A 23522-nucleotide genomic window follows, 5' to 3' on the forward strand; every position below is an offset into this window, starting at 1 on the left:
ACTCCGGCTACTACCTCGGATCCCCCGCGCGCTCCACGCGGACCGCGCAGACCTTGAACTCCGGCATGCGCGAGACCGGGTCCAGGGCCGGGTTGGTCAGGGTGTTGGCGCGGCCCTCGCCCGGCCAGTGGAACGGCATGAACACCGTGTCCGGGCGGATGCCCGGCGTGATCCGGGCCGGTGCCACCGCCCGTCCCCGCCGCGAGACCACCGCCACCGGCTCCCCCTCGGCCACCCCGATCCGCTCGGCCAGCCGCGGGTGGAGCTCGACGAACGGGCCCGGGGCGGCGTCGTTCAGCTCCGCCACCCGCCGGGTCTGGGCGCCCGACTGGTACTGGGCCGGCACCCGGCCCGTGGTCAGCAGCAGCGGGTGGCCGGCGTCCGGTTCCTCCGCCGAGGGCCGGTGGGCGACGGGCGCGAAGCGGGCCCGGCCGTCGCCGGTGGCGAAACGGTCCAGGAACAGGCGCGGGGTGCCGGGGTGCGGGCCGGGGGAGCGGTCCGCGGCCGGTTCGCCCGCGGCGCCGGCCTCGTCCGCCCCGCCGGTCTCCGGCGCCTCGGGGCACGGCCAGAAGACCCCCTCCTCCTCGGCGATACGGCGGTAGGTGATCCCCGAGTAGTCCGCCGGGCCCCCGGCCGAGGCCTTCCGCAGTTCCTCGAAGACCTCCTCCGGATCGGTGGGGAACCCCTTCTCCCAGCCCAGCCGCGCCGCCAGCGCGCCGATCACCTCCAGATCGGTGCGCACCCCGGGCGGGGCGTCCACGGCCCTGCGGCGCAGCAGCACCCGGCCCTCCAGACTGGTGGTCGTCCCCGTCTCCTCCGCCCACTGCGCCACCGGCAGCACCACGTCCGCCAGCGCGGCCGTCTCCGACAGCACCACGTCGCACACCGCCAGGAAGTCCAGCGACCGAAGCCGCCGCTCGACGTGGGCGGCGCGCGGAGCGGAGACGACCGGGTTGGAGCCGGTCAGCAGCAGGGCGCGCACATCACGGCCGAGCGCGTCCAGCAGCTCGTACGCGCTGCGCCCCGGCCCCGGCAGCACACCGGGGTCCACACCCCACACCCGCGCCACGTGCTCGCGCGCCGCCGGGTCGTCCAGCCTGCGGTAGCCGGGCAGCTGGTCGGCCTTCTGGCCGTGCTCGCGCCCGCCCTGGCCGTTGCCCTGCCCGGTCAGGCAGCCGTAACCGGACAGCGGGCGGCCCGCCCGGCCGGTGGCCAGGCACAGGTTGATCCAGGCACCCACGGTGTCGGTGCCCTTGGACTGCTGCTCGGGCCCGCGCGCGGTGAGCACCATCGACGACTCCGCGTCGCAGAACAGCGCCACCGCCTCGCGCAGCGCGGGCACCGGCACCCCGGTGATCCGCTCCACCAGCTCCGGCCAGTGCGCCATCGCCGCCGCGCGCGCCTCCTCCCAGCCGCTGGTGCGCGCCGCCACGAACTCCGTGTCCACCCGCCCCCCGGCCACCACCAGATGCAGCATGCCCAGCGCCAGGGCCAGGTCCGTGCCGGGGCGCGGGGCCAGGTGCAGGTCGGCGTGCTCGGCGGTACGGGTGCGGCGGGGGTCGACGACGATCAGCTTCCCGCCCCTCTCGCGCAGCTCGGTGAAGTAGCGCAGGGCGGGCGGCATGGTGTCGGCGGGGTTGGCGCCCACCAGGATCACGCAGCCGGTGCGCGCGACGTCCGCCAGTGGGAAGGGCAGCCCGCGGTCCAGCCCGAACGCCCTGTTCAGGGCGGCGGCGGCCGAGGACATGCAGAACCGGCCGTTGTAGTCGATCTGGGAGGTGCCCAGCACCAGCCGGGCGAACTTGCCCAGCGCGTACGCCTTCTCGTTCGTCAGCCCGCCCCCGCCGAACACCCCCACCGCGTCCGCCCCGTGGTCTGCCCGCGCCGCCGACAGCCCCGCCGCGACGCGGTCCAGCGCCTCGTCCCAGCCGGCCGGCTCCAGCGGCCCGCCGGCGCGGCGCCGCACCAGCGGCCCGGTCAGCCGCACCCGGGAGGAGAGCACGGCCGGCGCTGTGCGGCCCTTGCCGCACAGCGCCCCCCGGTTGACGTCGAACGCGGTGCGCTCGACCACCTCGACCCGCTCCTCGCCCCCGGCGGGGCGCAGTCCCATGCCGCACTGCAGGGCGCAGTACGGGCAGTGGGTGTCCACGGTCGCCGCGGGCGTCCGGGGGGTCTGTCCTGCGGGCTGGGCAGTCGTCGCGCTCATGCCGCCCAGCGTGAGTCGCGCGTGTTACGCCGCGCGCCCTTGCGGGTTACGGACCCGGTACACCGGCCTCAGCCCGCCCGGGCCGGCGCCGTGAGCCGTGCGCAACCGGGCGTCACAGCAACGCAACGGCGGGGCAACCGGGGCCCGCCACACTCGCCCCATGACCTCCCCCTTCCGCGCCCGTCCCCGCCCCGCGCCCCCGCTGGTCGCGGTGGCCCACGGCTCCCGCGACCCCGGGGCGCTGCGCACCGTCACCGCACTGCTCGGCCTCGTGCGGTCCCTGCGGCCCGGTCTGCGGGTGGAACTCGGGCACGTCGAGCTGAACGAGCCGCTGCTGCCGGACACCCTTGAGGCGCTCCCGGCCGGCCGGGCGGTCCTCGTCCCGCTGCTCCTGGGCCGCGGCCACCACGTCAAGCACGACCTGCCCGGGGCCGCTGCCGCCGCCGGGCACCTGTCCGTACTGACCGCCGCACCGCTGGGTCCGCACCCGCTGCTGGCCGAGGCGCTGGCCGGACGGCTGGCCGAGACGGGCTGGAGCGCCGCCGGCGCGTCCCGCACCGGCGGCGTGGTGCTGGCGGCGGCCGGATCGCGCGACCCGGACTCGGCCCGGGACGCCGAACGGACGGCCGCCCTGCTCTCCGCACGCCTCGGCGGCGTCCCTGTGGTGCCCGCCTACGCCTCGGCCGCCGGGCCGACCGTGCCCGGGGCCGTGGCCGCCCTGCGCGCAGGCGGGCGCCACGATGCCGCCCTGGCCTCGTACTTCACCGCGCCGGGCCTCTTCGCCGCCCGGTGCGCGCGGGACGCCCCCGGTCTGCCGGCCGCCTCCCCGCTGGGCGCGCACCCGGCGCTGGCCCGCCTCGTCCTGCACCGCTACGACGAGGCGCTCGCCCGGGCGCGTACGGCGGCCCGCGCGCCCGTCCTCCGCCCGGCGCGGGGCGCACCGGTCCGCGCACGCTGACCGCCCGGGGCGGCCCGCGCCCGCCCGTACCCGGCCGCGGTTGTCACCCGGGGCGGCTAGCGTCGGTGTATGCGCGGCAGGTATGGCGATGCGTACGCCATGGACGACAGCACGGACGACACGGTCGGCGGCGGCACGGAGGGCACGGTGGACGGAGCGGCGGAGCACGTCGCCGGCTACGACGGCGCGGCGCTGGAACGCTGGGTGCCCGAGCCCGACAAACGGCCCGGACGCACCGCCTTCCAGCGCGACCGGGCGCGGGTGCTGCACTCCGCCGCGCTGCGGCGGCTCGCGGGCAAGACCCAGGTCGTCACCCCCGACGCCGCCGCCGGCGCCTGGGACGCCACCCCCCGCACCCGCCTGACGCACTCCCTGGAGTGCGCCCAGGTCGGCCGGGAACTGGGCGCCGCGCTCGGCTGCGACCCGGATCTGGTGGAGACCGCCTGCCTGGCACACGACCTGGGCCACCCGCCCTTCGGGCACAACGGTGAGCGCGTACTGGACAAGATCGCCGAGCCCTGCGGCGGCTTCGAGGGCAACGCGCAGTCGCTGCGGCTGCTGTCGCGGCTGGAGCCGAAACGGTTCGTCGGACCGGCCGGCGGGGACGGCGGTCCGCCGTCCTGCGTCGGCCTCAACCTCACCCGCGCCGCGCTGGACGCCGCCACCAAGTACCCCTGGCCGCGCGGCGGCCACCCCGACGGCCCCGCGTCGAGCAAGTTCGGCGTCTACGAGGACGACCTGCCGGTCTTCGAGTGGTTCCGGCGTGGCGCCCCCGAGCACGGGCAGTGCTTCGAGGCACAGGTCATGGACTGGTCCGACGACGTGGCCTACTCCGTCCACGACGTCGAGGACGGCCTCCACGCCGGCCACCTCGACCCCAACCTGCTGCTGGCCGAACCCGAGCGCCGCGAGGTCTTCGCCGTCGCCGCCGCCCGCTACGCGCCGCCCGGCACCGAGGAGGCCGAACTCGCCGAGGCCCTGGACCGGTTGCTGGACCAGGAGTGGTGGCCGCACGGCTACGACGGCACGGCCGTCGCCCAGGCCCGGCTGAAGGACGCCACCAGCCAGCTCATCGGCCGGTTCTGCCTGGCCGCCGAGGGCGCGACCCGGGCGGCGTACGGTCCGGGCCGCCCGACCCGCTACGGCGCCCGCCTGGTGGTCCCGCGCGCCGCACGCCTGGAGTGCGACGTGCTCAAGGCCGTCGCCGACCGGTACGTCATGCAGCGCCCCGACCAGGAGCGGCTGCGCGGCGAACAGCGCGACATCCTGGCCGGGCTGGCCCAGGCACTGATCGCCCGCGCCCCGGACGGCCTGGACCCGCAGTTCCGCGCGCTGTTCTCGCAGGCCGGCGACGACCGGGCCCGGCTGCGCGTGATCGTCGACCAGATCGCCTCCCTCACCGACGCCTCCGCCCGCCGCCTCCACGCCCGCCTCACGGCCCCGTCATAACCGCCTCGATGACCCTCATCGAGGCGTACGACCCGACGCGCTGCCTCCCTGCCCGGCAGTGGGCGCTGTCCCGTCTCCACGTGGAGCCGGTGACCGAGGAGGTCGCCCGGGACGCGACCGGCCTCCTGAAGGAGACCGGGCTGCACGGGCACAGGTACGCCGTCGACGCGGCCCTGGCGGTCGTTGCCCTGCGGCAGCCCGGCGCCGTCACCGTCTTCACCTCCGACGAGGACGACATGCGCAAGCTGTGCGGCGACCGCGTGGCGGTCGCAAGGCTCCGACCGCCCGCCCGGAGCGTGGTAGGAAGGCCGGATGAGCCGCTTACCCGTCCACGGCCCCGAGGGGCCCATCCGCGCCGTGACGGCCCCGCAGGGGCCGCCCGCCGCCGTACGGGCCGTGCTCTTCGACTTCTCCGGCACGCTGTTCCAGATCGGGACGTACGCGGACCGCATACGGGCGGCACTGGCGCGCCCGGTGGGCGAGGAGGAGATGGATGCCCTGCTGGACGGGCTCGAAGCCGGTCTGTCGGACCCGGCGGTGGCCGGCGCCCAGCACGCCCGGGATGTGTCCGCCCGGGCCCACCGGCACGCCTTCACCACCTGGTACGCCTCCGTCCCGGAGCTGGCGCCGGTGGCCGGGGCGCTCTACGAGCAGTTGCGGACCCCCGGGCACTGGGTGCCGTACGCGGACAGCGCGGCCGTACTGGCCCGGCTGGCCGGGGCGGGCGTGGCCCTGGGCGTGGTCAGCGACGTCGGATGGGATCTGCGCGCCACCTTCGCCCACCACCGGCTGGACGGCTGGTTCTCCTCCTGGACGCACTCCTTCGAGCACGGCACGGAGAAGCCCGATCCCCGGCTGTTCCGGCACGCCTGCCGGGAGCTGGACGTCGATCCGGCCGAGACCCTGATGGTGGGGGACCACCCGGCCAGGGACGGCGGGGCGGTCGGGGCGGGACTGCGCTCCTACGTGCTGCCGGCCGGGGCGGCCCCGGGACAGGCCCGGGGGCTGGACGCCGTTCTCCGGCTGGCCGGTCTCGGCGACGGGTAGGCCCCGACGGCCGCGGTCACCGAGCCGGGGTCACTTCCCAGGAGGCCCGTGCCGGTCCGGCCGTGCGAACGGTCCGAGCCAGCGGTGCCGGGCGCCGAGCCACTCGTCACCCGCCGGCCCGGTGCCCATCTCCTCCCGCAGCGGCGCCCCGGCCCCGGCGGAGGCCGCCGTGTACCACCGGCCCAGGCGTTCCGAGAGCGCTGCCGCGGAGACACCGTGCAGGACGATGCTGAGGAAGACGGTGACCGCCATCACGCTGCCCAGCGGCTCCAGCCCCGGGCCGCCCTCCCGTACGGCCAGGAGCCCCAGGATGACGGAGGCCAGGCCGCGCGGCCCGAACCAGCCGACGAAGGCCACCGTGGGTGCGCGCAGGCCGCTGCCGAGCAGCGAGAGGGCCACCGGGACCATGCGGACCACGGTGAGGCTGAGCAGGGCGTAGCAGACGATCCGCCAGTCCAGCCGTTCCAGGGTGGGGCCGAGCAGTACCGCGCCGAACACCAGGAAGCTCAGCGCGGCCAGCAGTCCGCCGAGGTCCTCCGCCAGTCCGGGGGTGTCCTCGGGGCCCTCCGGGCCGGTCGCGAACCGCAACGCGGCGCCGAAGGCGAAGCCCGCCATCCACACGGCGATGAATCCGCTCCCCCCGGTCGCGTCCGCGAGGAGGTAGGAGCCGGCGGTGAGGGCCAGGGGGAGCGCCTGGCCCCACTCCGGGGTGACCCAGCCCCTGGTGTCCGACCACTTCAGCAGCCGTCCGCCGGCCCACCCGACCACCGCGCCCAGGGTGGTGCTCAGTACCAGGGCGCGCCAGAACACCTGGGCCGCCCCGGCCTCCGCCCCGGCCGTTCCGGGGACAGCCGTGAGGAAGAGGACGAAGAAGGGCAGGACCATGCCGTCGTTCAGTCCGCTCTCGACGGTGAGTCCCTGGCGCACCAGCGCGGGGACCCGGGGGGAGGAGACCGTGGTCCTGCCCAGCGCCGCGTCGGTGGGGGCGAGGACGGCGCCGACCAGCGCCAGCTCCCAGACGCCGAGTTCCGGGAACAGCGGCCAGGCCAGCAGCCACCCCGCGCCGATGGTCAGCGGCAGTCCGATCCCCAGGAGGCGGCCGGGCAGGAAGCGGCCCCGGCGCAGCAGCCATCTGCGGATCGCCATCGCGTCGGTGAACAGCACCAGGGCCAGGGCGGTCTCCAGCAGCGGCAGCAGGAGGCCGGAGTCGGGGCCGGGCAGCGGCAGTCCCAGCCCGGCCGGGCCGATCAGGAGCCCGAAGGCGGCGAAGATCATGGCGGTGGAGACGGGGGTGCCGGCGAGTCTGCGCGACCCCAGGGCGTAGGCGGCGACGGCGGCCGCCACCGCCGCCCCGGTCCACTCCCCGTCGGTCACCGTCGTGCCGTCCCCGTCCCGCCGTGGGGCGGCCCGTCCGTTCCGCGGGGAGCGGTGCCCCTCACGCCTGCCCGCATCCCGCTGCCCCTTCCATGGCGCTTCGGTGGACGACGCGGGCCATTGTGCTGCTCCGGCCGCCCTCCGCGCGGCCGCGACATGTCGTCAGGGCCGTGTGCGGCACCGATGGCGGGGGGATCCGGTGCCGGACGCACACGATCGGGGGAGAGCCGGCGCCTCCGCGTCGCGGAGGCGCCGGCACCGGGGGCGCGGTTCAGCAGGGGCCCAGGTCCCGCCAGACACCGGAGACGCCCGGCTCCTCGCCGCGCGTCCACCAGGCGGCCCGCCAGGCGTGGTCCCGGTGGGTGACGGTCCGGCCGCCGGTGTAGGCGGTGGAACGGTCCCAGGCGGGGGAGGAGGCGCACTCGGTCGGCGGGGTGGGCGTTCCGCCGTCGTCGCCGCCACCGCTGCCGACCTGGATGTCCACGCAGTTGTAGAACGCGTTGGCGGTGTCCGCGACGTTCCACACGGCGAGGATCTTGTGCTTGCCGGAGGGCAGGCCGGACAGGGTGTGCGAGATGTTCGACGGCGGGCGGGTGCCGCCCTGGTCGAACCGCTTGAACAGGACGCCGTCGACGTAGTAGTCCCAGGTGCTGGTGCTGTGCGCGGCGGTCAGCCGCCACTGGAAGGTGACGGTGCCGGAGACCTGGGTCACCGGCCAGTTCCGGCTGTCGTCGTCCAGGAAGGTCCACCGGGTGCCGCCGCTGCACAGGCGCGAGCCCTTGGGGGCCTCGACGCTCTGCGGCTCGTACTGCAGGCCGTCGCAGCCGGTGACCCGGCCGGTGGCGCAGTGGTCCTGGCGGCTGGGCGGGGAGGTGATCCAGCCGTGGGCGCCCGCCGAACTTGCCGAGGTCATGACAATCATGAGGGGTAGTGCCAGCGCGAAGGCGAAGAGCGAGGCCAGCAGCCTCGCGGGACTCCTGCGAGCCGTCCGTACTGTCCGGGGGATGTGTTCGGTCTGTCGCATGTGGGGGCTCCTCCTCCTTCCGTGCGCAGGCCTCTTTGGCCGGCGCGCGGAGCGGTGCGGGGGGTGGCGACCTGCCGTGCGCAGGGCCTCGCCGGTGACGATAGATTGGTTCAGACCAATCGTTAAGGGTGGCTTCCGGTCCGTTCCCGGGGGGTGCGGCCGGGGTGCACGCGGTGCAACGGGGGTCGTCCGCCCGGGCGGAGGGGTCCGGAGGGTGGGTGAAGAGGGTGGAGACGAGACGTTCTGTCCGCTGACCGAATCTGGTCTGTACCAATAGTTCCGCCTTCCCCGCCTCGTCACGGCGGGGAAGGCGGGGGCACCCTCAGTCCAGGGCGCGGCCGGTGGTGCTGTCCACGTGGCCGGGGATCTCACCCTCGTGGCGGTCCCCGGTCGAGGCCGTCCCGGTGGGCTCGAACATCAGGATCGACCCGCCGGCCGAGGACGGCTTGTGCTCGGTGCCGCGCGGCACCACGAACACATCGCCCTTGCGAAGCTCGACGGTCCTCTCGCCGCCGTCGGCGTCGCGCAGGGCGATGTCGACGGCGGCCGTCGAGGACGAGGAAGAACTCGTCGGTGTCCTCGTGCACGTGCCAGACGTGATCGCCCCCGGTGTGGGCGATCCGCACGTCGTAGTCGTTCACGCGGGCCACGATCCGCGGGCTGTGGACGTCGGTGAAGGAGGCCAGGGCCTCGGTCAGGTTGACGGGCCGCGGCGCGGACTGGGATACGGGTGTCTCGGTCATGGGGCCGATTCTCGGCGGCTTCCGCGCGCCGCTCCCGGTGTTTCGCGGGCGCGCCCCTCAGGAGGCCGGCTCCGGGGCCAGATCCGCCACGACGGCGGCGTGGTCGGACGGCCAGACGCCGCCGACCGGACCGTCGCCCGCCCGCCGTACGGCCGTGACACGGCCGATCCCGCCCGGGCCGGGCGGCCCGACGCGGATGTAGTCGACGCGTGCGCTGGGCCGGAAGGTGGCCGCGACATAGGGGTTGGCCGCGTCCCGGGTCGCGGCCGGGGCGGCCGGATCGGCGTACTCCCAGGCGTCCGGCAGTACCTGGCCCTCGACGGCGGGGGCCGTACGCGAGCCGCCCAGCAGCCGGATCTCGTCTGAGTCGGGCGGTGCGTTGAAGTCCCCGGTGACCACGGGCGGGAAGTCGGTCCCGCCGCGGTGCGCCGCGACGAACTCCGCCAGGGCCGCGACCTGCCGGCAGCGCAGGGCGGAGGCGTGGGCGGCGGAGGTCAGGTGCGTGGTGAAGAACGGCACCGGGCGGCCGGGCGCGTCCAGCAGCGCGTACAGCGCCACCCGCCCGTCGTCGCCCCCGGCCGGGGGCAGCGGGGCCAGGGCCCGGTCCGTTATGGGCCAGCGGCTGAGCACGGCGTTGCCGACGCCGGGTGCCGGGTCGTCCAGCCGCTTGTGCCACTGCCCGGGGACGTCCCAGGCGGCCCAGGCCCAGTGCATGTCCAGCTCGCGGGCGAGCCGTCCGGCGAGGTTCTCCCCGCCGCGGGTCCACACCTCCTGCAGGCCGACCGCGTCGGGCCGCAGTTCGCGCAGCGTGGCGAGGATCGCCTCGTACCGCTCCCGCCACGGTCCGAACCGCCACCACACGTTCCACGTCATCACGCGCATCCGCCGCCCCGCTCCCTGCGTCGCCCCCGGTGGGCCATGGGTGTACCCCGTCCGCCGCCCCGCTACCCGCCCGATGTGACGCGCAGTGGTCCGCGGGGCGAACGGTCCGGGTACGGCCGCCGCGTGCGCCGTGGCCGCCCCGGCCGGTCCGTGTCAGCCGGCGGATTCCAGGAAGTCCGCTATCGCCGGGGCGAAGGACGGGTCGCGCACGGCCGTCAGGTGGTCGCCGTGCAGAGTCCGCAGCGAGGCGCGGGGAAGTGCGTCGGCGAGCACCCCGGGGCGTGTGGCCAGCGGATCGTCCGCGCCCGCGAGCACCAGGGTCGGCACGGTGACGTCCGCCAGCGCGGTCGGGCCCTGGTGCATGGACCTGCCCTGCGCGGCCAGGGCGCGGCGGTCGGCGCCCACCTCGTCGGCCCAGATCCGCAGGCCCGCCATCCGCAGCGGCACCTCGGCCGGGTCGTCCGCCAGCAGCGCCGCCACCACCAGTCCGGGGGGCAGTTCGCGGGTGTCCACACCGCCCAGCTCGACCACCCCGGCCCCCACCCCGCCGACGACCAGCCGGGTGACGCGCTCGTCCTGGGCGGTGGCCAGCAGCGCGGTGACCGCGCCCATCGAGTAGCCCACCAGATGCGCACGCTCCTCGCCGAGGACGTCCAGCAGGCCCAGCAGGTCGCGCGCCATGGCCCTCTCGCCGTAACGGCGGGCGTCGTGCGGCTTGTCGGAGCGGCCGTGGCCGCGTGCGTCGATGCCGACGACCCGCCGCCCCCGCCGGGTCAGCACCTCGACGACGCCGGGCCGGACCCAGTTGGTGTGGGTGTCGGCGATGAAGCCGTGGTGCAGCACCACGACCGGCAGTCCGCTGTCCCCGCCGGGCGCCGGTTCCCAGCGGTGGTAGCGGATGGTCACGCCGTCGAAGGAGGTGAACTCTCGTGTCATGGGCCGACCGTAGGACGGCCGGCCACGGCCCGGCGGTCGCGGGCGGAGCCGTTGTGCGAGCGCACACGCCGCCCGCCCGGCCGCTGGGCCGCGGTCGCGACGTGACCCTGTTGTCATGGACACTGTGTGGTCTCGGTGCTGTCGTGGGGGGAGACCCGGGCGACCTGGAAGTCCCTTCCGAGGAGGGATGTGCGGATGCACGGTGCGAACACCGCACGGAAGGCCGTGGCGGAACTGATCGGCGGCGCACGCGCGGGACGGGGCGGCGCGCTGCTGGTGCGGGCCGAACCGGGGCTCGGCGCCGGCGCCCTGCTGGACCACGCCGCGGCCTCCTTCGAAAGAGCCTGCCCGGGCGGCACCGTGCTGCGCGCACGGGGTGCGGCCGCCGAGACCGCCGTCCCCTACAGCGGACTGCACGCCCTGCTGCGGCCGGTGGCCGACCGGGCGGCACCGGACGACCCGCGCACCGCCGCCCTCGTCCGCGCCCTGACGCTCGGCGACGCGCCCGCCGACGAGGGACCGGTGCTGGCCGGGCTGCCGGCGCTGCTGCACGACCTGGCCGCCGAGGGGCCGCTGCTGCTGTGCGTCGACGACGCGCACCACCTCGACGCACCCTCCCGCCGGGCCCTGGGCTTCGCGGCCCGGCGGCTGGGCCCGCCGCTGCCCGTCGCGATGCTGGTCGCGGCGCACCGCGACGGCGCCGAGGACCCGCTGCTGGCCGGGCTGCCCGTACTCGCGCTGGAGCCGCTGGACGCCGCGGCCGCCGACGCGTTCCTGGCCGGGCTGCTGCCCGCCGACGCCGACCCGGCCGTACGCGAGGCGCTGCTGCACAGCGGAGGCGGCAACCCCGGCCTCCTCGCCGATCTGGCCGCCTCCCTCACCCCCGGCCAGCTCACCGGCGCCGAACCGCTGCCCCACCCGCTCCCCGCCGCCGGGCCCCGGCTGCGCTCGGCCGCCGCCGAACTGGCGGGCCTGCCCGAACGGACCCGCACGCTGCTGCTGCTGGCCGCCGCCGCGCACGAGCTGGGCGGTACGGCGGACTGCTCCGCCCTGGCACGCGCCGCGACCCTGGCCGGACTCGGTCCGGAGGGGGCGGACCCGGCCCGGACCGGCGGCGCCCTGCGACGCGAGGGCGACCGGCTGCGCTTCGCGAACCCGCTGCTGCGCCGCGCCGCATACTGGGGCGAGCCGCCCGAGCGACGGCGCACCGCCCACCGGCTGCTCGCCCGCGCCCTGGAGGGCGCCCGCGACGGGGGCGGCCGGGGCGACGGGGCCGCGAACGCGGGAGCACCGCACCGGCTGCTCGCCCTGCGCCACCGCGCCGCGGCCGCCCTGTCGCAGGAGGGCGCCGACCCGGAGCTGGCCGACGCACTGGCCGTCGTCGCCTCCGACACCACGGCGACCGACGAGCACACCCACGCCGAACTGGCCGACGCCCTGTGGCGGTCCGCCGAACTCACCGGCGCCGAAGACGGGTTCGGCGGAGCCCGGGACACCGGCGTGCGCGCGGCCCGGCTGACCGCCGCGGCCGAGCACGCCTGGTCGGCCGGACGCCCGTACCGGGCCCTGGCCCTGCTGGACCGGGCCCGCGCGCTGCCCGTCCACGACACCGTGCGCGGCCGGACCGAACTCGTGCGCGGAGTACTGGAGTTGCGCAACGGCGTGGTCACCGACGCCCATGAGCTGCTGTCGTACGCCGCCCGGCTGCTGGGTCCCCACGACCCGCACACCGCCCGCCGGGCGCTGCTCCACGCGACCGAGGCGGCCTGGGCGATCGGCGACATCGCCGGGCTCCGCGCCGATCTCGCCCGCATCGCCGAGCTGAGGGCTCCCGCCGAGGACCCGCTGCTCGACGACTACTGCGCGGGCCTGGACGCGGTGCTCTCCGGCGACATCGACCGCGGCGGCCCGCTGCTGCTGCGCGTCCTGGAGCACGCCGGCGGCGAGCGGCAGCCCTGGAGGCTGATCCGGGCCGGGATCGTGGCCCTGGTCGTCGGCGACGTCGCGGCGGCCCACGACCTCAACACCCGGGCCCTGGCCGCCGCCCGGGCGTGCGGGCCGGCCGCCGTCGTACCCCAGGCGCTGGAGCACCTGGCCTACAGCGAGCTGCGGGCCGGGCGGCACAGCCGGGCCCGAGCCCACGCCGAGGACGGACTGCGCCGCGCCCGCCGCAGCGGCCAGCGCAACTGCGCCGCCCACCACCACGCGGTGCTGGCGATGGCCGCGGCCGTGGAGGGGGACGCGGCCGCCTGCGCCGGGCACGCCCGCGCGGCGGGCGAGGACGCCGGCCCGCACGGCCTGGGAGTGGCCGCCACCCTGGCCCAGTGGGCGCTGGCCCGCTGCGACATGGGGCACGGCAGGCCGCACGAGGCGGCGGCCCGGCTGGGGCCGCTGGTGGGCACCGGTCCGGGCGAACTGCCGGGGACCGGTGCCGGGCGCGGGCACTTCGCGCTCCAGGCGCTGGCCGCGCCGTGCCTGGTGGAGGCGGCCGCCCAGGCGGGCGACCGGCGTACCGCGCGCGCCGCGCTGGCGCACTTCGCCCGGTGGACCGCCGTCACCGCGGACCCGGCGGCACCCGTCCACCTCGCCCGCTGCCGGGCCCTGCTCGCCGGGCCTGAGGAGGCTCCGGAGCTGTTCGCGAAGGCGCTGGAGGAGCACGCGCGGATCGACAGCGACTTCGAGTACGGCCGCACCCAGCTGCTGCACGGCAAGGCGCTGCGCCGCGGCCGCCGGCCGGGCGCGGCCCGCGGGGTGCTGCGCGACGCGCTTCTGGCCTTCGAGCGGTGCGGCGCCCGGAGCTGGGCCGACCAGGCCCGCGCCGAGCTGCGGGCCACCGGCGAGACGGCGGGGCAGGGCGCGCCGCGGGTGCTGGGCCGGCTGACCCCGCAGCAGCTGCGCATCGCGCGCTGCGTGGCCGAGGGGGCCACCAACCGGGAGGTCGCGCTGCGGCTGTCGGTCAGCCCCCGCACGGTCGACCACCACCTGCGCAACGTCTTCGCCGCGCTGGGCATCCGCTCCCGGGTGGAGCTCACCCGGGTCCTGGCGGCGGCCGGCGACGGCCGGCACGACGGCTGAGGACGGGACCGGGACGAGGCCGGTGGCAGGGTGTTCGCCGCCGCACGCCCCGGATGCCCCTCCCACGCGCTGCACCGGTTCGCCCCGCACCGGCCACGCACGTCGGGCACCTGGGAGACTGAGCGGTCGCTAAGCGATTTCCGCACACCTCTGGATATCCCGGTCCGGGCCTGCTGACAATGCTGCATCGAGCCGCTCCCGACACCCGCCAGGTGGAGGACCGAGATGCACCCCGTCGTACGCGCCCCCGTGAACGCCGAGGCCGTGGCCGTGCTGCACCGGGCCGCCCGGCCGCTGATGGACGAACTCCCCCGGCTCACCGACCGCGTGGTCGAGCTGCTGCGCGAGGAGGAGCCCGCCTACCGTGCCGCCTCCGTCGACCAGGACGAGCTGTGGCACGAGGTGTACCGCTCCCTGCGGCACAACGTGGGCTCCCTGCTGCGCCCCAAGGAACTGCGCGACGCCGCCCGCCGCTGCTCGTGGCGGATCGGCGCCGACCGCGCCGAGCAGGGGCTGCCGCTGGACGCCCTGATGCGGGCATTCCGGCTCGGCGGCGCGGTGGTCTGGCAGTCCCTGGTGGACCGGGTCACCCGGTACGACCCCGACGGCGCGCGGCTGCTGGTCCACGTCGCGGCCGAGGTGTGGGACTTCGTCGACGAGCACTGCGCGGTGGTCGCCGAGGCGTACCGGCAGACGGAGCGCCGGCTGGCCTGGCGCCACGGCAACCGCCAGAGGCTGATGGCCGACGCCCTGCTGGAGGGCACCATGCGCGTCGCCGACCTCGCGGAGACCTCCGAGGCGCTGGGGCTGCCCGAACGGGGACGGTACGCGGTGGTGGCCGTCGCGGGCCCCGGCCGGGAGGCCCACCGTGCCCTGATCCGCTCCCGCGTCCCCGCGGCCGTACGGATCCTGTGGCACCCCCGGTCCGACGCCGACCTGGGCATCGCCACGCTCGGCTGCGACCCCGGCTTCCCCGGCGGCCCCGGCGACCCCGGCACCGCCGACGGGCTGCTGGCGGAGCTGGCCGGCGCCCTGCCCGCGCTGCCGGGGCTGCGCACCGGCGTCAGCTCCGCGGTGGAGGGCCTGGCCCGGATCGGCGACGCCCGACGGCTCGCCGAGACCGCGCTGCGCTCCGCCGCCCCGGGCGGGGCGCCGGTCCTGCTCCAAGAACATCTGCCCGCCGCCCTGCTGGTCTCCTCGCCCGGCCTGGCCGCGGCGCTGGCCGAGCGGGTGCTGGGCCCGGTGCTGAGGCTGGAGGGCGCCGACCGGGACCTGCTGCTGGACACCCTCACCGCCTGGCTGGAGTGCGACGGATCCGCACGGCAGGCCGGGAGCAGGCTGTTCTGCCACCGCAACACCGTCCTCAACCGGCTGCGCCGCTTCGAGCAGCTCACCGGCCGGTCGCTCGGCCGCCCCCACGAGCTGGCCGAGCTCTCCCTCGCCCTGACCGCCCACCGGATCCTCCGCGGCCAGGCGGGCGGTCAGGTCCCGGGGGCGGCGCGGACCGTGCCCGGCCAGGACCGCCCCGCGGTCTGAGGCGCGCACACACGGAGGCGGGCGCGCGTACCGCATGGTCCCGGACAAACGAGGACGGTGCGCGCGAAGAGGGATAGAGCGGCCCGGAGGGTGGGGAGGATCTGTGTGAGAAGTCCGCGGACCCCGGACCGCGCCCGGAGACCCGCCCGCCGCCCCTTCCGGCGGCGGGACCGGCGGGGCGCGCTCCCGGGAAGTCCCACCGCAGGGGGGCAGTGCAACGAGGAGGAAGCACGTGGTCGACGCACATCGCACGTTCGTCATCGTCGGCGGCGGCCTGGCCGGGGCGAAGGCGGCCGAGACCCTGCGGGCCGAGGGCTTCACCGGCCGTGTCATCCTGATCGGCGACGAACGCGACCACCCCTACGAGCGGCCTCCCCTGTCCAAGGGCTACCTCGGCGGCACCGCCGAGCGCGACGGCGTCTTCGTCCACGAGCCCGCCTGGTACGCCGGGGCCGCCGTCGAACTCCACCTGGGCCAGCCGGCCGTCCGCCTCGACCGGGAGGCCGGCACGGTGCAGCTCGGCGACGGCACCCGGATCCACTACGACAAACTGCTGCTGGCCACCGGCGCCGAGCCGCGCCGCCTGAACGTCCCCGGCACCGAGCTGGCCGGGGTGCACCACCTGCGCCGCCTGGCGCACGCCGACCGGCTGCGCGGCACCCTGGCGGGGCTGGGCCGCGACAACGGGCACCTGGTCGTCGCGGGTGCGGGCTGGATCGGCCTGGAGGTGGCCGCGGCCGCCCGCTCCTGGGGGGCCGAGGTCACCGTCATCGAGCCGAACCCCACCCCCCTGCACTCCGTCCTCGGTCCCGAGCTGGGCGCCGTCCTCGCCGACCTGCACCGCGAGCACGGCGTACGCCTGTACTTCGGCACCTCCCTCACCGAGATCGTCGGCCAGGACAGCCAGGTCCTCGCCGTGCGCACCGGGGACGGCGAGGAGCATCCGGCGCACGCCGTGCTCGCCGCCATCGGCGCCGCCCCCCGTGTCTCCCTGGCCCGGGCCGCCGGTCTGGAACTGGCCGCAGAGCCCGTGGGCGGCATCGCGGTGGACGCCTCACTGCGCACCAGCGACCCCGGCATCCACGCGGCCGGCGACGTCGCAGCCCTCCACCACCCGCTGTTCGGCACCAGGCTGCGCGTCGAGCACTGGGCCAACGCCCTGAACGGCGGACCGGCCGCCGCCCGGGCGATGCTCGGGCAGGAGGTCTCCTACGACCGGGTGCCGTACTTCTTCTCCGACCAGTACGACATGAGCATGGAGTACTCCGGCTGGGCGCCGCCCGGCTCGTACGACCAGGTGGTCGTCCGCGGAGACCTCGGCAAGCGGGAGTTCACCGCGTTCTGGCTCGGCGAGGGACGGGTGCTGGCCGGGCTGGGCATGAACACCGAAGGCGTCACCGGGCCGGTCCAGCGGCTCGTCCGCTCCGGCCGGGAGACCGATCCGGAGAAGCTGGCCGACCCCTCGGTGCCGCTGGGGGAGCTGGCCGGAAAGTGACCCGCCGGACCCGCCCCGGACCCGGCCCGTCCGCCTCACCCGCCCCGACCGCGGGCGGCCGCCCGCGGAGCCGTAGCGTGGCGGCATGACCGCCCCCGCCATCCGTACCGCGCCGGTGCCCGTCCTGGAGATCCTCGGCCTGCGACGGGAGGTGCTGCGCCCGGGGCTGCCGCGCCAGGCGGCGGTCTTCCCCGAGGACGGCGACCCCGCCGCGTTCCACATCGCCTCCTACGAGGGGGACGCGCCGGAGGTCCTCGGATGCGGCACGTTCTTCCCCGAGCCGTTCCCCGGGCCGCTCCCCGAACCCCTCTCCGGCCCGCCGGCGGACTCCGCCGCGACCGCCTACCGCTTCCGGGGCATGGCCAGCGCCCCCGCCGCCCGCGGCCGGGGCCACGGCGCCGCCGTGCTGCGCGCGGGCACCGCCGAGGCCGCCGCCCGCGGCGCCGCACTGCTGTGGTGCAACGGCCGCACCCCGGCCCGGGGCTTCTACGAGCGCCAGGGCTTCCGGGCGCACGGCGAGGAGTTCGTCATCGAGGGCGTCGGCCCGCACCTCGTCTTCTTCCGGGAGGTCCGGCCCCGGACCCGCCGTACCGGGGATGTCGCAGGGCGGCCGTAGACTCTCCGCCGTGGCGGGACGGATCAACGACGACGACGTGAAGGCGGTGCGGGACGCGGTCCCGATCGACGCCGTCGTCTCCGAGTACCTCCAGCTCCGCCCGGCCGGCGGCGGCAACCTCAAGGGCCTGTGCCCCTTCCACGACGAGAAGTCCCCCTCCTTCCACGTCAGCCCGAGCAAGGGCCTGTACCACTGCTTCGGCTGCCAGGCCGGCGGGGACACCCTCGACTTCGTGATGAAGGTGGACCATCTCTCCTTCTCCGAGGCCGTCGAGCGGCTCGCCTCCCAGGCGGGGGTCACCCTGCGCTACGAGGAGGGCGGCTACGCCCCCGGCCGCCAGCAGGGCGAGCGCATCCGGCTGGTCCAGGCGCACAAGGCCGCCGCCGCCTTCTACACCGAGCAGCTCGACTCGCCGGAGGCCGAGACCGGCCGCCGCTTCCTGGCCGAGCGCGGCTTCGGCCAGGAGGCCGCCGCGCACTTCGGCGTCGGCTACTCCCCGGCCGGCTGGGACCACCTCACCCGCTTCCTGCGCGGCAAGGGCTTCAGCGACAAGGAGCTGATCCTGGCCGGCCTCGCCCAGGAGAGCCGCAACGGCCGCCCCATCGACCGCTTTCGAGGCCGGCTGATGTGGCCCGTCCGCGACATCACCGGCGAGGTCGTCGGCTTCGGCGCCCGCAAGCTGCGCGAGGACGACAACGGGCCGAAGTACCTCAACACCCCCGAGACGGCGATCTACCGCAAGTCCCAGGTGCTCTACGGCATCGACCTGGCCAAGCGCGAGATCGCGAAGACCGGCCGGGCCGTGGTCGTCGAGGGTTACACGGACGTGATGGCCTGTCATCTCGCCGGGGTCACCGGCGCCATCGCCACCTGCGGCACCGCCTTCGCAGGCGAGCACATCAAGATCCTGCGGCGGCTGCTGATGGACAACTCCCGCTCGGAGGTCGTCTTCACCTTCGACGGCGACGCGGCCGGGCAGAAGGCCGCCCTGCGCGCCTTCGAGGACGACCAGAAGTTCGCCGCCCGCACCTCCATCGCCATCACCCCCGGAGGCATGGACCCGTGCGAACTGCGGCTGGCCGAGGGCGACGAGGCGGTGGCGGCCCTGGTACAGGGGCGCTCGCCGCTGTTCGAGTTCGCCATCCGCTCGGTCACCGGGCGGCACAACCTGGACACCGCCGAGGGCCGGGCCGCCGCCCTGGAGGAGGCCGCGCCGATCGTCGCGCGGATCAAGGACGGCTCGATCCAGCACCAGTACGCCGTACGCCTGGCCGGGCTGCTCGGCATCCTCGACACCGAGTTCGTGGTGCGGCGGGTGGGGCAGCTCGCCCGCTGGGAGCGCGAACGGCGGGCCGGAGGGCAGGCAGGCCCGGGAGGTCCGCAGCAGCGCCGTCCCGCCGGGCCGCCCGCACCGCAGGTCCGGCCCGGCCCCGCGCCCGGCGGCCCCCGGCTGGACCTGCGCAGCCCCCAGCGGCTGGCCGAGCGCGAACTGCTCAAGCTGGCACTGCAGTTCCCCGCGCTGGTCTCCCCGCTCCTCGACGCTTACGGGGCCGACGAATTCACCGCCGAGCCCTATGCGGAGGTACGCCGGTCCGTCGAGAAGGCCGGGGGAGTGGAGCGGGCCGACGAGGAGTACCTGGCCCGGGTGCGGGACGCCGCGCCGGACGACACCGTGCGGTCGATGATCACAGAACTGAGCGTCGAGCCGCTGCGCACCCCGCGCGAGCCCGACGAGGCCTACGCCGGGGAGTTCCTGGTCAAGGTGCGGCTGGAGGCGGTCAACCGCCGGATCGCCGAACTGAGCAGCACCCTCGCACGCATGGCGAACAGCGGGGACGAGGCCCAGACGGCCGTCGCCGAGCAGCTGTGGACGCTGGAGCGGTACGGCCGGTCGCTGCGCGACCGCGGCGCCGCCGCGCTCTGGTCGTAGGCCGCGCGCGGACCGGGTCCCGTACCGGCCGGCCCTCCCGCCGGCCGGCGGCCCTCCTGCCGTCGGCGGCCGTTCACCGGCCCGTTCTGCCACGTTCCGTGCGCGTTCGGTCACCCAGGAGTCCAGAAACCGTGCGCACGCCCCTCGTGGCGGGAGTGTGTCGTACCCCACACTGAGGGAGGTACCTGAGTCCCCGGAGCGCGTACCCACCCTGGCACCGCTCGTCCGCCGCGGTGCGGGCAGCGGTGCGGCCGCGCCCGTCCTCGTCTCGCATGTCGTCCCCTAACCGGCAGCGATCAACTTGGAGGCCGCCCCCGTGCAGACCCGGACCCTGGCCGGCGCGGCCCTCGCCGCTCCCGCCGTCCCCGACTCCCCGAGCGCTCCGGTCCTGGCCGTCGTACCGCCCGACGGCCCGGCGGCCGCCCCGCCCGACCACCTGCGGGCCGTCCCCGGGCGGGACGCGGAACCGGATGCCGAACGCCTCCGGGCGGAGCCCCCTCTCGCCCCCCGCCTGGGCGGACCCGACGGAGCCGGCCCCTCCGCCGACCTCTTCCGCCAGTACCTGCGCGAGATCGGCCGCGTCCCCCTGCTGACGGCCGCCGAGGAGGTCGAACTCGCCCGGCGCGTCGAGGCGGGGCTGTTCGCCGAGGAGAGGCTCACCCGCACCCCCGGCCCCGACGAGAACCTCGCCCTCGACCTCGACCGGCTGGTGGTCATGGGCCGGGTGGCCAAGCGCCGCCTGATCGAGGCCAACCTCCGCCTGGTGGTGTCGGTGGCCAAGCGGTACGTCGGCCGCGGGCTGACCATGCTCGACCTGGTCCAGGAGGGCAATCTGGGCCTCATCAGGGCCGTGGAGAAGTTCGACTACACCCGCGGCTACAAGTTCTCCACCTACGCCACCTGGTGGATACGCCAGGCCATGTCCCGGGCACTGGCCGACCAGGCCCGCACCATCAGGGTCCCGGTGCACGTCGTGGAGCTGATCAACCGGGTCGTCCGGGTCCAGCGCCGCATCCTCCAGGAGCGCGGCTACGAGCCGACGCCCGAGGAGGTCGCCGCCCAGCTCGGCCTGACCGGGGAGCGGGTCGGCGAGGTGCTGCGGCTGGCCCAGGAGCCGGTGTCGCTGCACGCCCCGGTGGGCGAGGAGGACGACGTCAACCTCGGCGACCTCATCGAGGACGGCGACGCCCCCTCGCCCGTGGAGACCGCCGCCTTCCTGCTGCTGCGCCGGCACCTGGAGGCGGTGCTGTCCACCCTCGGCGAGCGCGAGCGCAGGGTCGTCCAGCTGCGCTACGGGCTCGTCGACGGCCGGCCCCGCACACTGGAGGAGATCGGCCGCCTCTTCGGCGTCACCCGCGAGCGCATCCGCCAGATCGAGTCCAAGACCCTCGCCAAGCTCCGCGACCACACATACGCGGACCAGCTCAGGGGCTACCTGGACTGAGCCCCCGGCCCGGCCGGGCCGGGGGCTCAGCCGAAAGCACCCGGATGCGTCTGCTCCCGCACCGTCGCGTACTGCTGCCGCACCGCCTGGCCCACCGCCAGTTCCTCGCCCGCTTCCAGGACCCGGCCGGCGGGGGCGGGCCACACCGGGGGCTGCTGCGGCGAGAGCGTGCCCCGGGACACCCCCAGGGCCCAGGCGGCCTGGCGGGCGGCGCCCAGCGCCGTGTAGTCGGCGGGCTCGGGGACGACCACCTGCGCGCCCAGCAGGGCCGGGGCGATCGCCTGTACCGCCGGGAGATCCGCCGCGGCCCCCAGCAGGAAGACCCGGCCGACCGACACGCCCCGGCCGCGCAGCACGTCGAGGGCGTCGGCGAGCCCGCACAGCATCCCCTCGAAGGCGGCGCGCGCCAGATGCTCCGGCTTCATGCTCTCGCGCCGCAGCCCGGCCAGCGTGCCGGCGGTGTGCGGCAGGTCGGGGGTGCGCTCGCCCTCCAGATAGGGCAGCAGCACCAGCCCGTGGGAGCCCGGTGTGGAGGCCAGCGCCAGCTCCGACAGCCCCTCCAGGGAGGTGCCGAGCAGCTCGGCGGCACCGCGCAGCGCCCGTACGGCGTTGAGCGTGTGCACCACCGGCAGGTGCATGCCGGTGGCGTCGGCGAGAGAGGTGATCATGCCGGTCGGCTCGGCCAGCGCCCGGTGGTGCACGGAGAAGACCGAACCGGACGCCCCCAGCGAGACCACCGCGTCGCCGGGGCCGACACCCAGGCCGAAGGCGGCGGCCATCGTCTCGCCCGTGCCGGCCGAGATCAGCAGCCCCTCCGGGGTGTGCCCGGCGGGCTCGGCCGGGCCCAGCACCTGCGGCAGCTTCACCGGGTGACCGAGCGCCAGCTCGGCCAGATCCGCCCGCCAGGACTCGGTGGCGGCCGACCAGTAGCCGGTCCCCGAGGCGTCACCGCGGTCGGTGGTGCGGCGCGGCGGACGGCCCAGCAGTTGCCACACCAGCCAGTCGTGCGGCTGGAGGACCTCGGCCACGCGCCGTGCCGCCTCCGGCTCGTTCCGGGCCAGCCAGCGCAGCTTCGCCACCGGCTGCGCCGCCTGCGGCACGGCGCCCACCGCCTGCGCCCACGCCTCGCGCCCGCCGAGCGCGTCGACGAGATCGGCCGCGGCGGTCTGCGCGCGCCGGTCGTTGCCGACCAGCGCGGGCCGCACCGGGTCGCCGGCCTCGTCGAGCGCGACCAGCCCGTTCTGCTGCGCCGAGACGCCGATGGCCTGGACACCCTCCAGCACCCCGCCGGCCGCGGCGTCGCCGAGCGAGAGCAGCCACGCCTGCGGGTCGGTCTCGGTGCGTCTGCCCGCGGCCGCTCCGGTCCCGTCCTCCCCGCCGCCGGCGCCCCCGGACGCGGGATGCGGGGCGTGTCCCTGTCTGACGACGGCACCGGTGTCGGTGTCGCAGACGACGATGCGGGTGTACTCGGACGAACTGTCCAGACCGGCGACTGTCCCCATGCAGGAGATGATGCCTCACCGCCCGCGGGCGGTTCCCCGCGACCCTACGGCTGAGTGGGGGAGTCCGCGCGGGCCGCCGTGTCGGAAGGAGTCCCGGACCCTTCCCGCCCCGCGGCCGGCGGCTGTCCCGACGGGGCGGGGGAGGCGTTCACCAGCCGGGGCATCAAGGCCCTGACGGCGGGTTCCGTCCAGCGGGCGGCCGGCGGGCCGACTATCACCATCAGCAGCACGTACGCGGTGGCCAGCGGACGGATCTCGGTGGCGACCCCGGCCGCCAGACCGGCGATGACGATGGAGAACTCGCCGCGCGCCACCAGGGCTCCGCCCGCCCGCAGCCGGCCCCTGGGACCGATGCCGGCGCGCCGCGCCGCGTACCAGCCGGTGGCGACCTTGGTCACCACGGTCACCACGGTCAGGATCAGCGCAGGGACGATCACCGGCGGGATGTTGCCCGGGTCGGTGGACAGGCCGAAGAAGACGAAGAACACCGCCGCGAAAAGATCCCGCAGCGGGGTGAACAGCCGCTGGGCGCTCTCGGCGACCTCACCGGACAGGGCGATGCCGACGAGGAACGCGCCGACCGCCGCCGAGACGTGCAGCTGCTGGGCGATCCCGGCGATCAGGACGGTCAGGCCGAGCACCACCAGCAGCAGCAGCTCGGGGTTGTCGGAGGAGACGGCCTTGCTGATCAGACGGCCGTGGCGCAGCGCGACGTAGAGGACCAGGCCGACCGTGCCCAGGGCGACGGTCAGGGTGATGCCGCCGCCCATCAGGCCGACGCCGGCCAGCAGGGTGGTCAGGATCGGCAGGTAGACCGCCATCGCCAGGTCCTCCATGACGAGGACGCCGAGGACGACGGGTGTCTCGCGGTTGCCGAGCCGGCCCAGGTCGGTGAGGACCTTGGCGATGACGCCGGAGGAGGAGATCCAGGTGACACCGGCCAGTGCCACGGCGGCCACCGGCCCCCACCCCAGGGCGAGGGCGGCGACGGCTCCGGGCGTGGCGTTGAGGACGAAGTCCACCGCCCCCGAGGGGTACTGGGTCTTGAGGTTGTCCACGAGCTCGGAGGCGCTGTACTCCAGGCCCAGCAGGAGCAGCAGCAGGATCACGCCGATCTCGGCGCCGATCGCGATGAACTCCTCGCTGGCGCTGAGCTCGAAGATGCCGCCGTGGCCGAAGGCGAGGCCGGCCAGCAGGTAGAGGGGGATGGCGGACAGGCCGATCCGTCCGGCGAACCGCCCGATGATCCCCAGGCCGAGGATGATGGCGCCCAGTTCGATGAGCAGCATGGTGGTGTCGTGCATA

General features: G+C 76.1%; 16 protein-coding genes and 1 pseudogene. 9 read left to right on the top strand and 8 right to left on the bottom strand.

The annotated features are described in order from the left end of the window. Positions 1–10: 10 nt before the first annotated feature. Positions 11–2206: a molybdopterin oxidoreductase family protein gene (locus tag ACGRHY_RS19065; RefSeq protein WP_394636528.1), complete on the bottom strand. Its 2196-nt coding sequence runs from the start codon at positions 2204–2206 to the stop codon at positions 11–13. 160 nt (positions 2207–2366) lie between these two features. Here ACGRHY_RS19065 and ACGRHY_RS19070 point away from each other — a divergent pair, with 160 nt between their 5' ends. The 3 genes from ACGRHY_RS19070 (at position 2367) to ACGRHY_RS19080 (ending at position 5660) form a co-directional block, all read left to right on the top strand. Beyond that, positions 2367–3164, top strand: a complete 798-nt coding sequence (locus ACGRHY_RS19070; RefSeq protein WP_394636529.1) for a sirohydrochlorin chelatase — start codon at positions 2367–2369, stop codon at positions 3162–3164. Positions 3165–3233: 69 nt separating this feature from the next. After that, positions 3234–4613: a deoxyguanosinetriphosphate triphosphohydrolase gene (locus ACGRHY_RS19075; RefSeq protein WP_394636530.1), complete on the top strand. Its 1380-nt coding sequence runs from the start codon at positions 3234–3236 to the stop codon at positions 4611–4613. A 312-nt stretch (positions 4614–4925) separates the two neighbouring features. Next, positions 4926–5660: an HAD family hydrolase gene (locus ACGRHY_RS19080; protein ID WP_394636531.1), complete on the top strand. Its 735-nt coding sequence runs from the start codon at positions 4926–4928 to the stop codon at positions 5658–5660. 30 nt (positions 5661–5690) lie between these two features. Here the strand turns inward: ACGRHY_RS19080 and ACGRHY_RS19085 are convergent, their stop codons facing one another. The 5 genes and pseudogenes from ACGRHY_RS19085 to ACGRHY_RS19105 all read right to left on the bottom strand — a co-directional run bounded on the left by ACGRHY_RS19085 (position 5691) and on the right by ACGRHY_RS19105 (position 10619). Further along, a complete protein-coding gene (locus ACGRHY_RS19085) occupies positions 5691–7034 on the bottom strand; it encodes a cation:proton antiporter (protein ID WP_394636532.1) in 1344 nt (447 codons plus the stop codon). Between the two features lie 271 nt (positions 7035–7305). Then, the gene (locus tag ACGRHY_RS19090; protein ID WP_394636533.1) at positions 7306–8058 is read right to left on the bottom strand and encodes a lytic polysaccharide monooxygenase; all 753 of its coding nucleotides are present in this window, start codon (positions 8056–8058) and stop codon (positions 7306–7308) included. A 322-nt stretch (positions 8059–8380) separates the two neighbouring features. After that, positions 8381–8801 (bottom strand): annotated as a pseudogene (locus ACGRHY_RS19095) (cupin domain-containing protein). 57 nt (positions 8802–8858) lie between these two features. Next, positions 8859–9683: an endonuclease/exonuclease/phosphatase family protein gene (locus ACGRHY_RS19100; protein WP_394636534.1), complete on the bottom strand. Its 825-nt coding sequence runs from the start codon at positions 9681–9683 to the stop codon at positions 8859–8861. A gap of 153 nt (positions 9684–9836) precedes the next feature. After that, positions 9837–10619, bottom strand: coding sequence for an alpha/beta fold hydrolase (locus ACGRHY_RS19105; RefSeq protein ID WP_394636535.1), 783 nt, complete (start codon positions 10617–10619; stop codon positions 9837–9839). Between the two features lie 195 nt (positions 10620–10814). On the opposite strand from ACGRHY_RS19105, the gene ACGRHY_RS19110 reads away from it, so the two are divergent. The 6 genes from ACGRHY_RS19110 (at position 10815) to ACGRHY_RS19135 (ending at position 20715) form a co-directional block, all read left to right on the top strand. After that, positions 10815–13694 carry a LuxR C-terminal-related transcriptional regulator gene (locus ACGRHY_RS19110; protein WP_394636536.1) on the top strand — a complete coding sequence of 960 codons (2880 nt, stop codon included), beginning with the start codon at positions 10815–10817 and terminating at the stop codon, positions 13692–13694. Positions 13695–13919: 225 nt separating this feature from the next. Next, positions 13920–15230: a PucR family transcriptional regulator gene (locus ACGRHY_RS19115; RefSeq protein WP_394636537.1), complete on the top strand. Its 1311-nt coding sequence runs from the start codon at positions 13920–13922 to the stop codon at positions 15228–15230. A gap of 232 nt (positions 15231–15462) precedes the next feature. Further along, positions 15463–16725, top strand: coding sequence for an NAD(P)/FAD-dependent oxidoreductase (locus ACGRHY_RS19120; RefSeq protein ID WP_394636538.1), 1263 nt, complete (start codon positions 15463–15465; stop codon positions 16723–16725). 85 nt (positions 16726–16810) lie between these two features. After that, positions 16811–17341, top strand: coding sequence for a GNAT family N-acetyltransferase (locus tag ACGRHY_RS19125; protein WP_394636539.1), 531 nt, complete (start codon positions 16811–16813; stop codon positions 17339–17341). A 10-nt stretch (positions 17342–17351) separates the two neighbouring features. Further along, complete coding sequence (gene dnaG / locus ACGRHY_RS19130) at positions 17352–19271, top strand: DNA primase (protein ID WP_394636540.1); 1920 nt, start codon at positions 17352–17354, stop codon at positions 19269–19271. A 295-nt stretch (positions 19272–19566) separates the two neighbouring features. Then, complete coding sequence (locus ACGRHY_RS19135) at positions 19567–20715, top strand: RNA polymerase sigma factor (protein ID WP_394638118.1); 1149 nt, start codon at positions 19567–19569, stop codon at positions 20713–20715. A gap of 26 nt (positions 20716–20741) precedes the next feature. Here the strand turns inward: ACGRHY_RS19135 and ACGRHY_RS19140 are convergent, their stop codons facing one another. Then, entirely contained in the window at positions 20742–22217 is a 1476-nt protein-coding gene (locus ACGRHY_RS19140) for an FGGY family carbohydrate kinase (protein WP_394636541.1), read from the bottom strand. Between the two features lie 44 nt (positions 22218–22261). Further along, the gene (locus ACGRHY_RS19145; RefSeq protein WP_394636542.1) at positions 22262–23521 is read right to left on the bottom strand and encodes a cation:proton antiporter; all 1260 of its coding nucleotides are present in this window, start codon (positions 23519–23521) and stop codon (positions 22262–22264) included. Between the last annotated feature and the right edge of the window lies 1 nt (position 23522).

It is taken from the genome of Streptomyces shinuiensis, assembly GCF_043660855.1.
Classification (GTDB): domain Bacteria; phylum Actinomycetota; class Actinomycetes; order Streptomycetales; family Streptomycetaceae; genus Streptomyces.

Coding starts and splice junctions, on each gene's coding strand:
- ACGRHY_RS19065 (WP_394636528.1), bottom strand. CDS start 2,206: ATGAGCGCGACGACTGCCCAGCCCGCAGGACAGACCCCCCGGACGCCC.
- ACGRHY_RS19070 (WP_394636529.1), top strand. CDS start 2,367: ATGACCTCCCCCTTCCGCGCCCGTCCCCGCCCCGCGCCCCCGCTGGTC.
- ACGRHY_RS19075 (WP_394636530.1), top strand. CDS start 3,234: ATGCGCGGCAGGTATGGCGATGCGTACGCCATGGACGACAGCACGGAC.
- ACGRHY_RS19080 (WP_394636531.1), top strand. CDS start 4,926: ATGAGCCGCTTACCCGTCCACGGCCCCGAGGGGCCCATCCGCGCCGTG.
- ACGRHY_RS19090 (WP_394636533.1), bottom strand. CDS start 8,058: ATGCGACAGACCGAACACATCCCCCGGACAGTACGGACGGCTCGCAGG.
- ACGRHY_RS19100 (WP_394636534.1), bottom strand. CDS start 9,683: ATGCGCGTGATGACGTGGAACGTGTGGTGGCGGTTCGGACCGTGGCGG.
- ACGRHY_RS19105 (WP_394636535.1), bottom strand. CDS start 10,619: ATGACACGAGAGTTCACCTCCTTCGACGGCGTGACCATCCGCTACCAC.
- ACGRHY_RS19110 (WP_394636536.1), top strand. CDS start 10,815: ATGCACGGTGCGAACACCGCACGGAAGGCCGTGGCGGAACTGATCGGC.
- ACGRHY_RS19115 (WP_394636537.1), top strand. CDS start 13,920: ATGCACCCCGTCGTACGCGCCCCCGTGAACGCCGAGGCCGTGGCCGTG.
- ACGRHY_RS19125 (WP_394636539.1), top strand. CDS start 16,811: ATGACCGCCCCCGCCATCCGTACCGCGCCGGTGCCCGTCCTGGAGATC.
- ACGRHY_RS19140 (WP_394636541.1), bottom strand. CDS start 22,217: ATGGGGACAGTCGCCGGTCTGGACAGTTCGTCCGAGTACACCCGCATC.
- ACGRHY_RS19145 (WP_394636542.1), bottom strand. CDS start 23,521: ATGCACGACACCACCATGCTGCTCATCGAACTGGGCGCCATCATCCTC.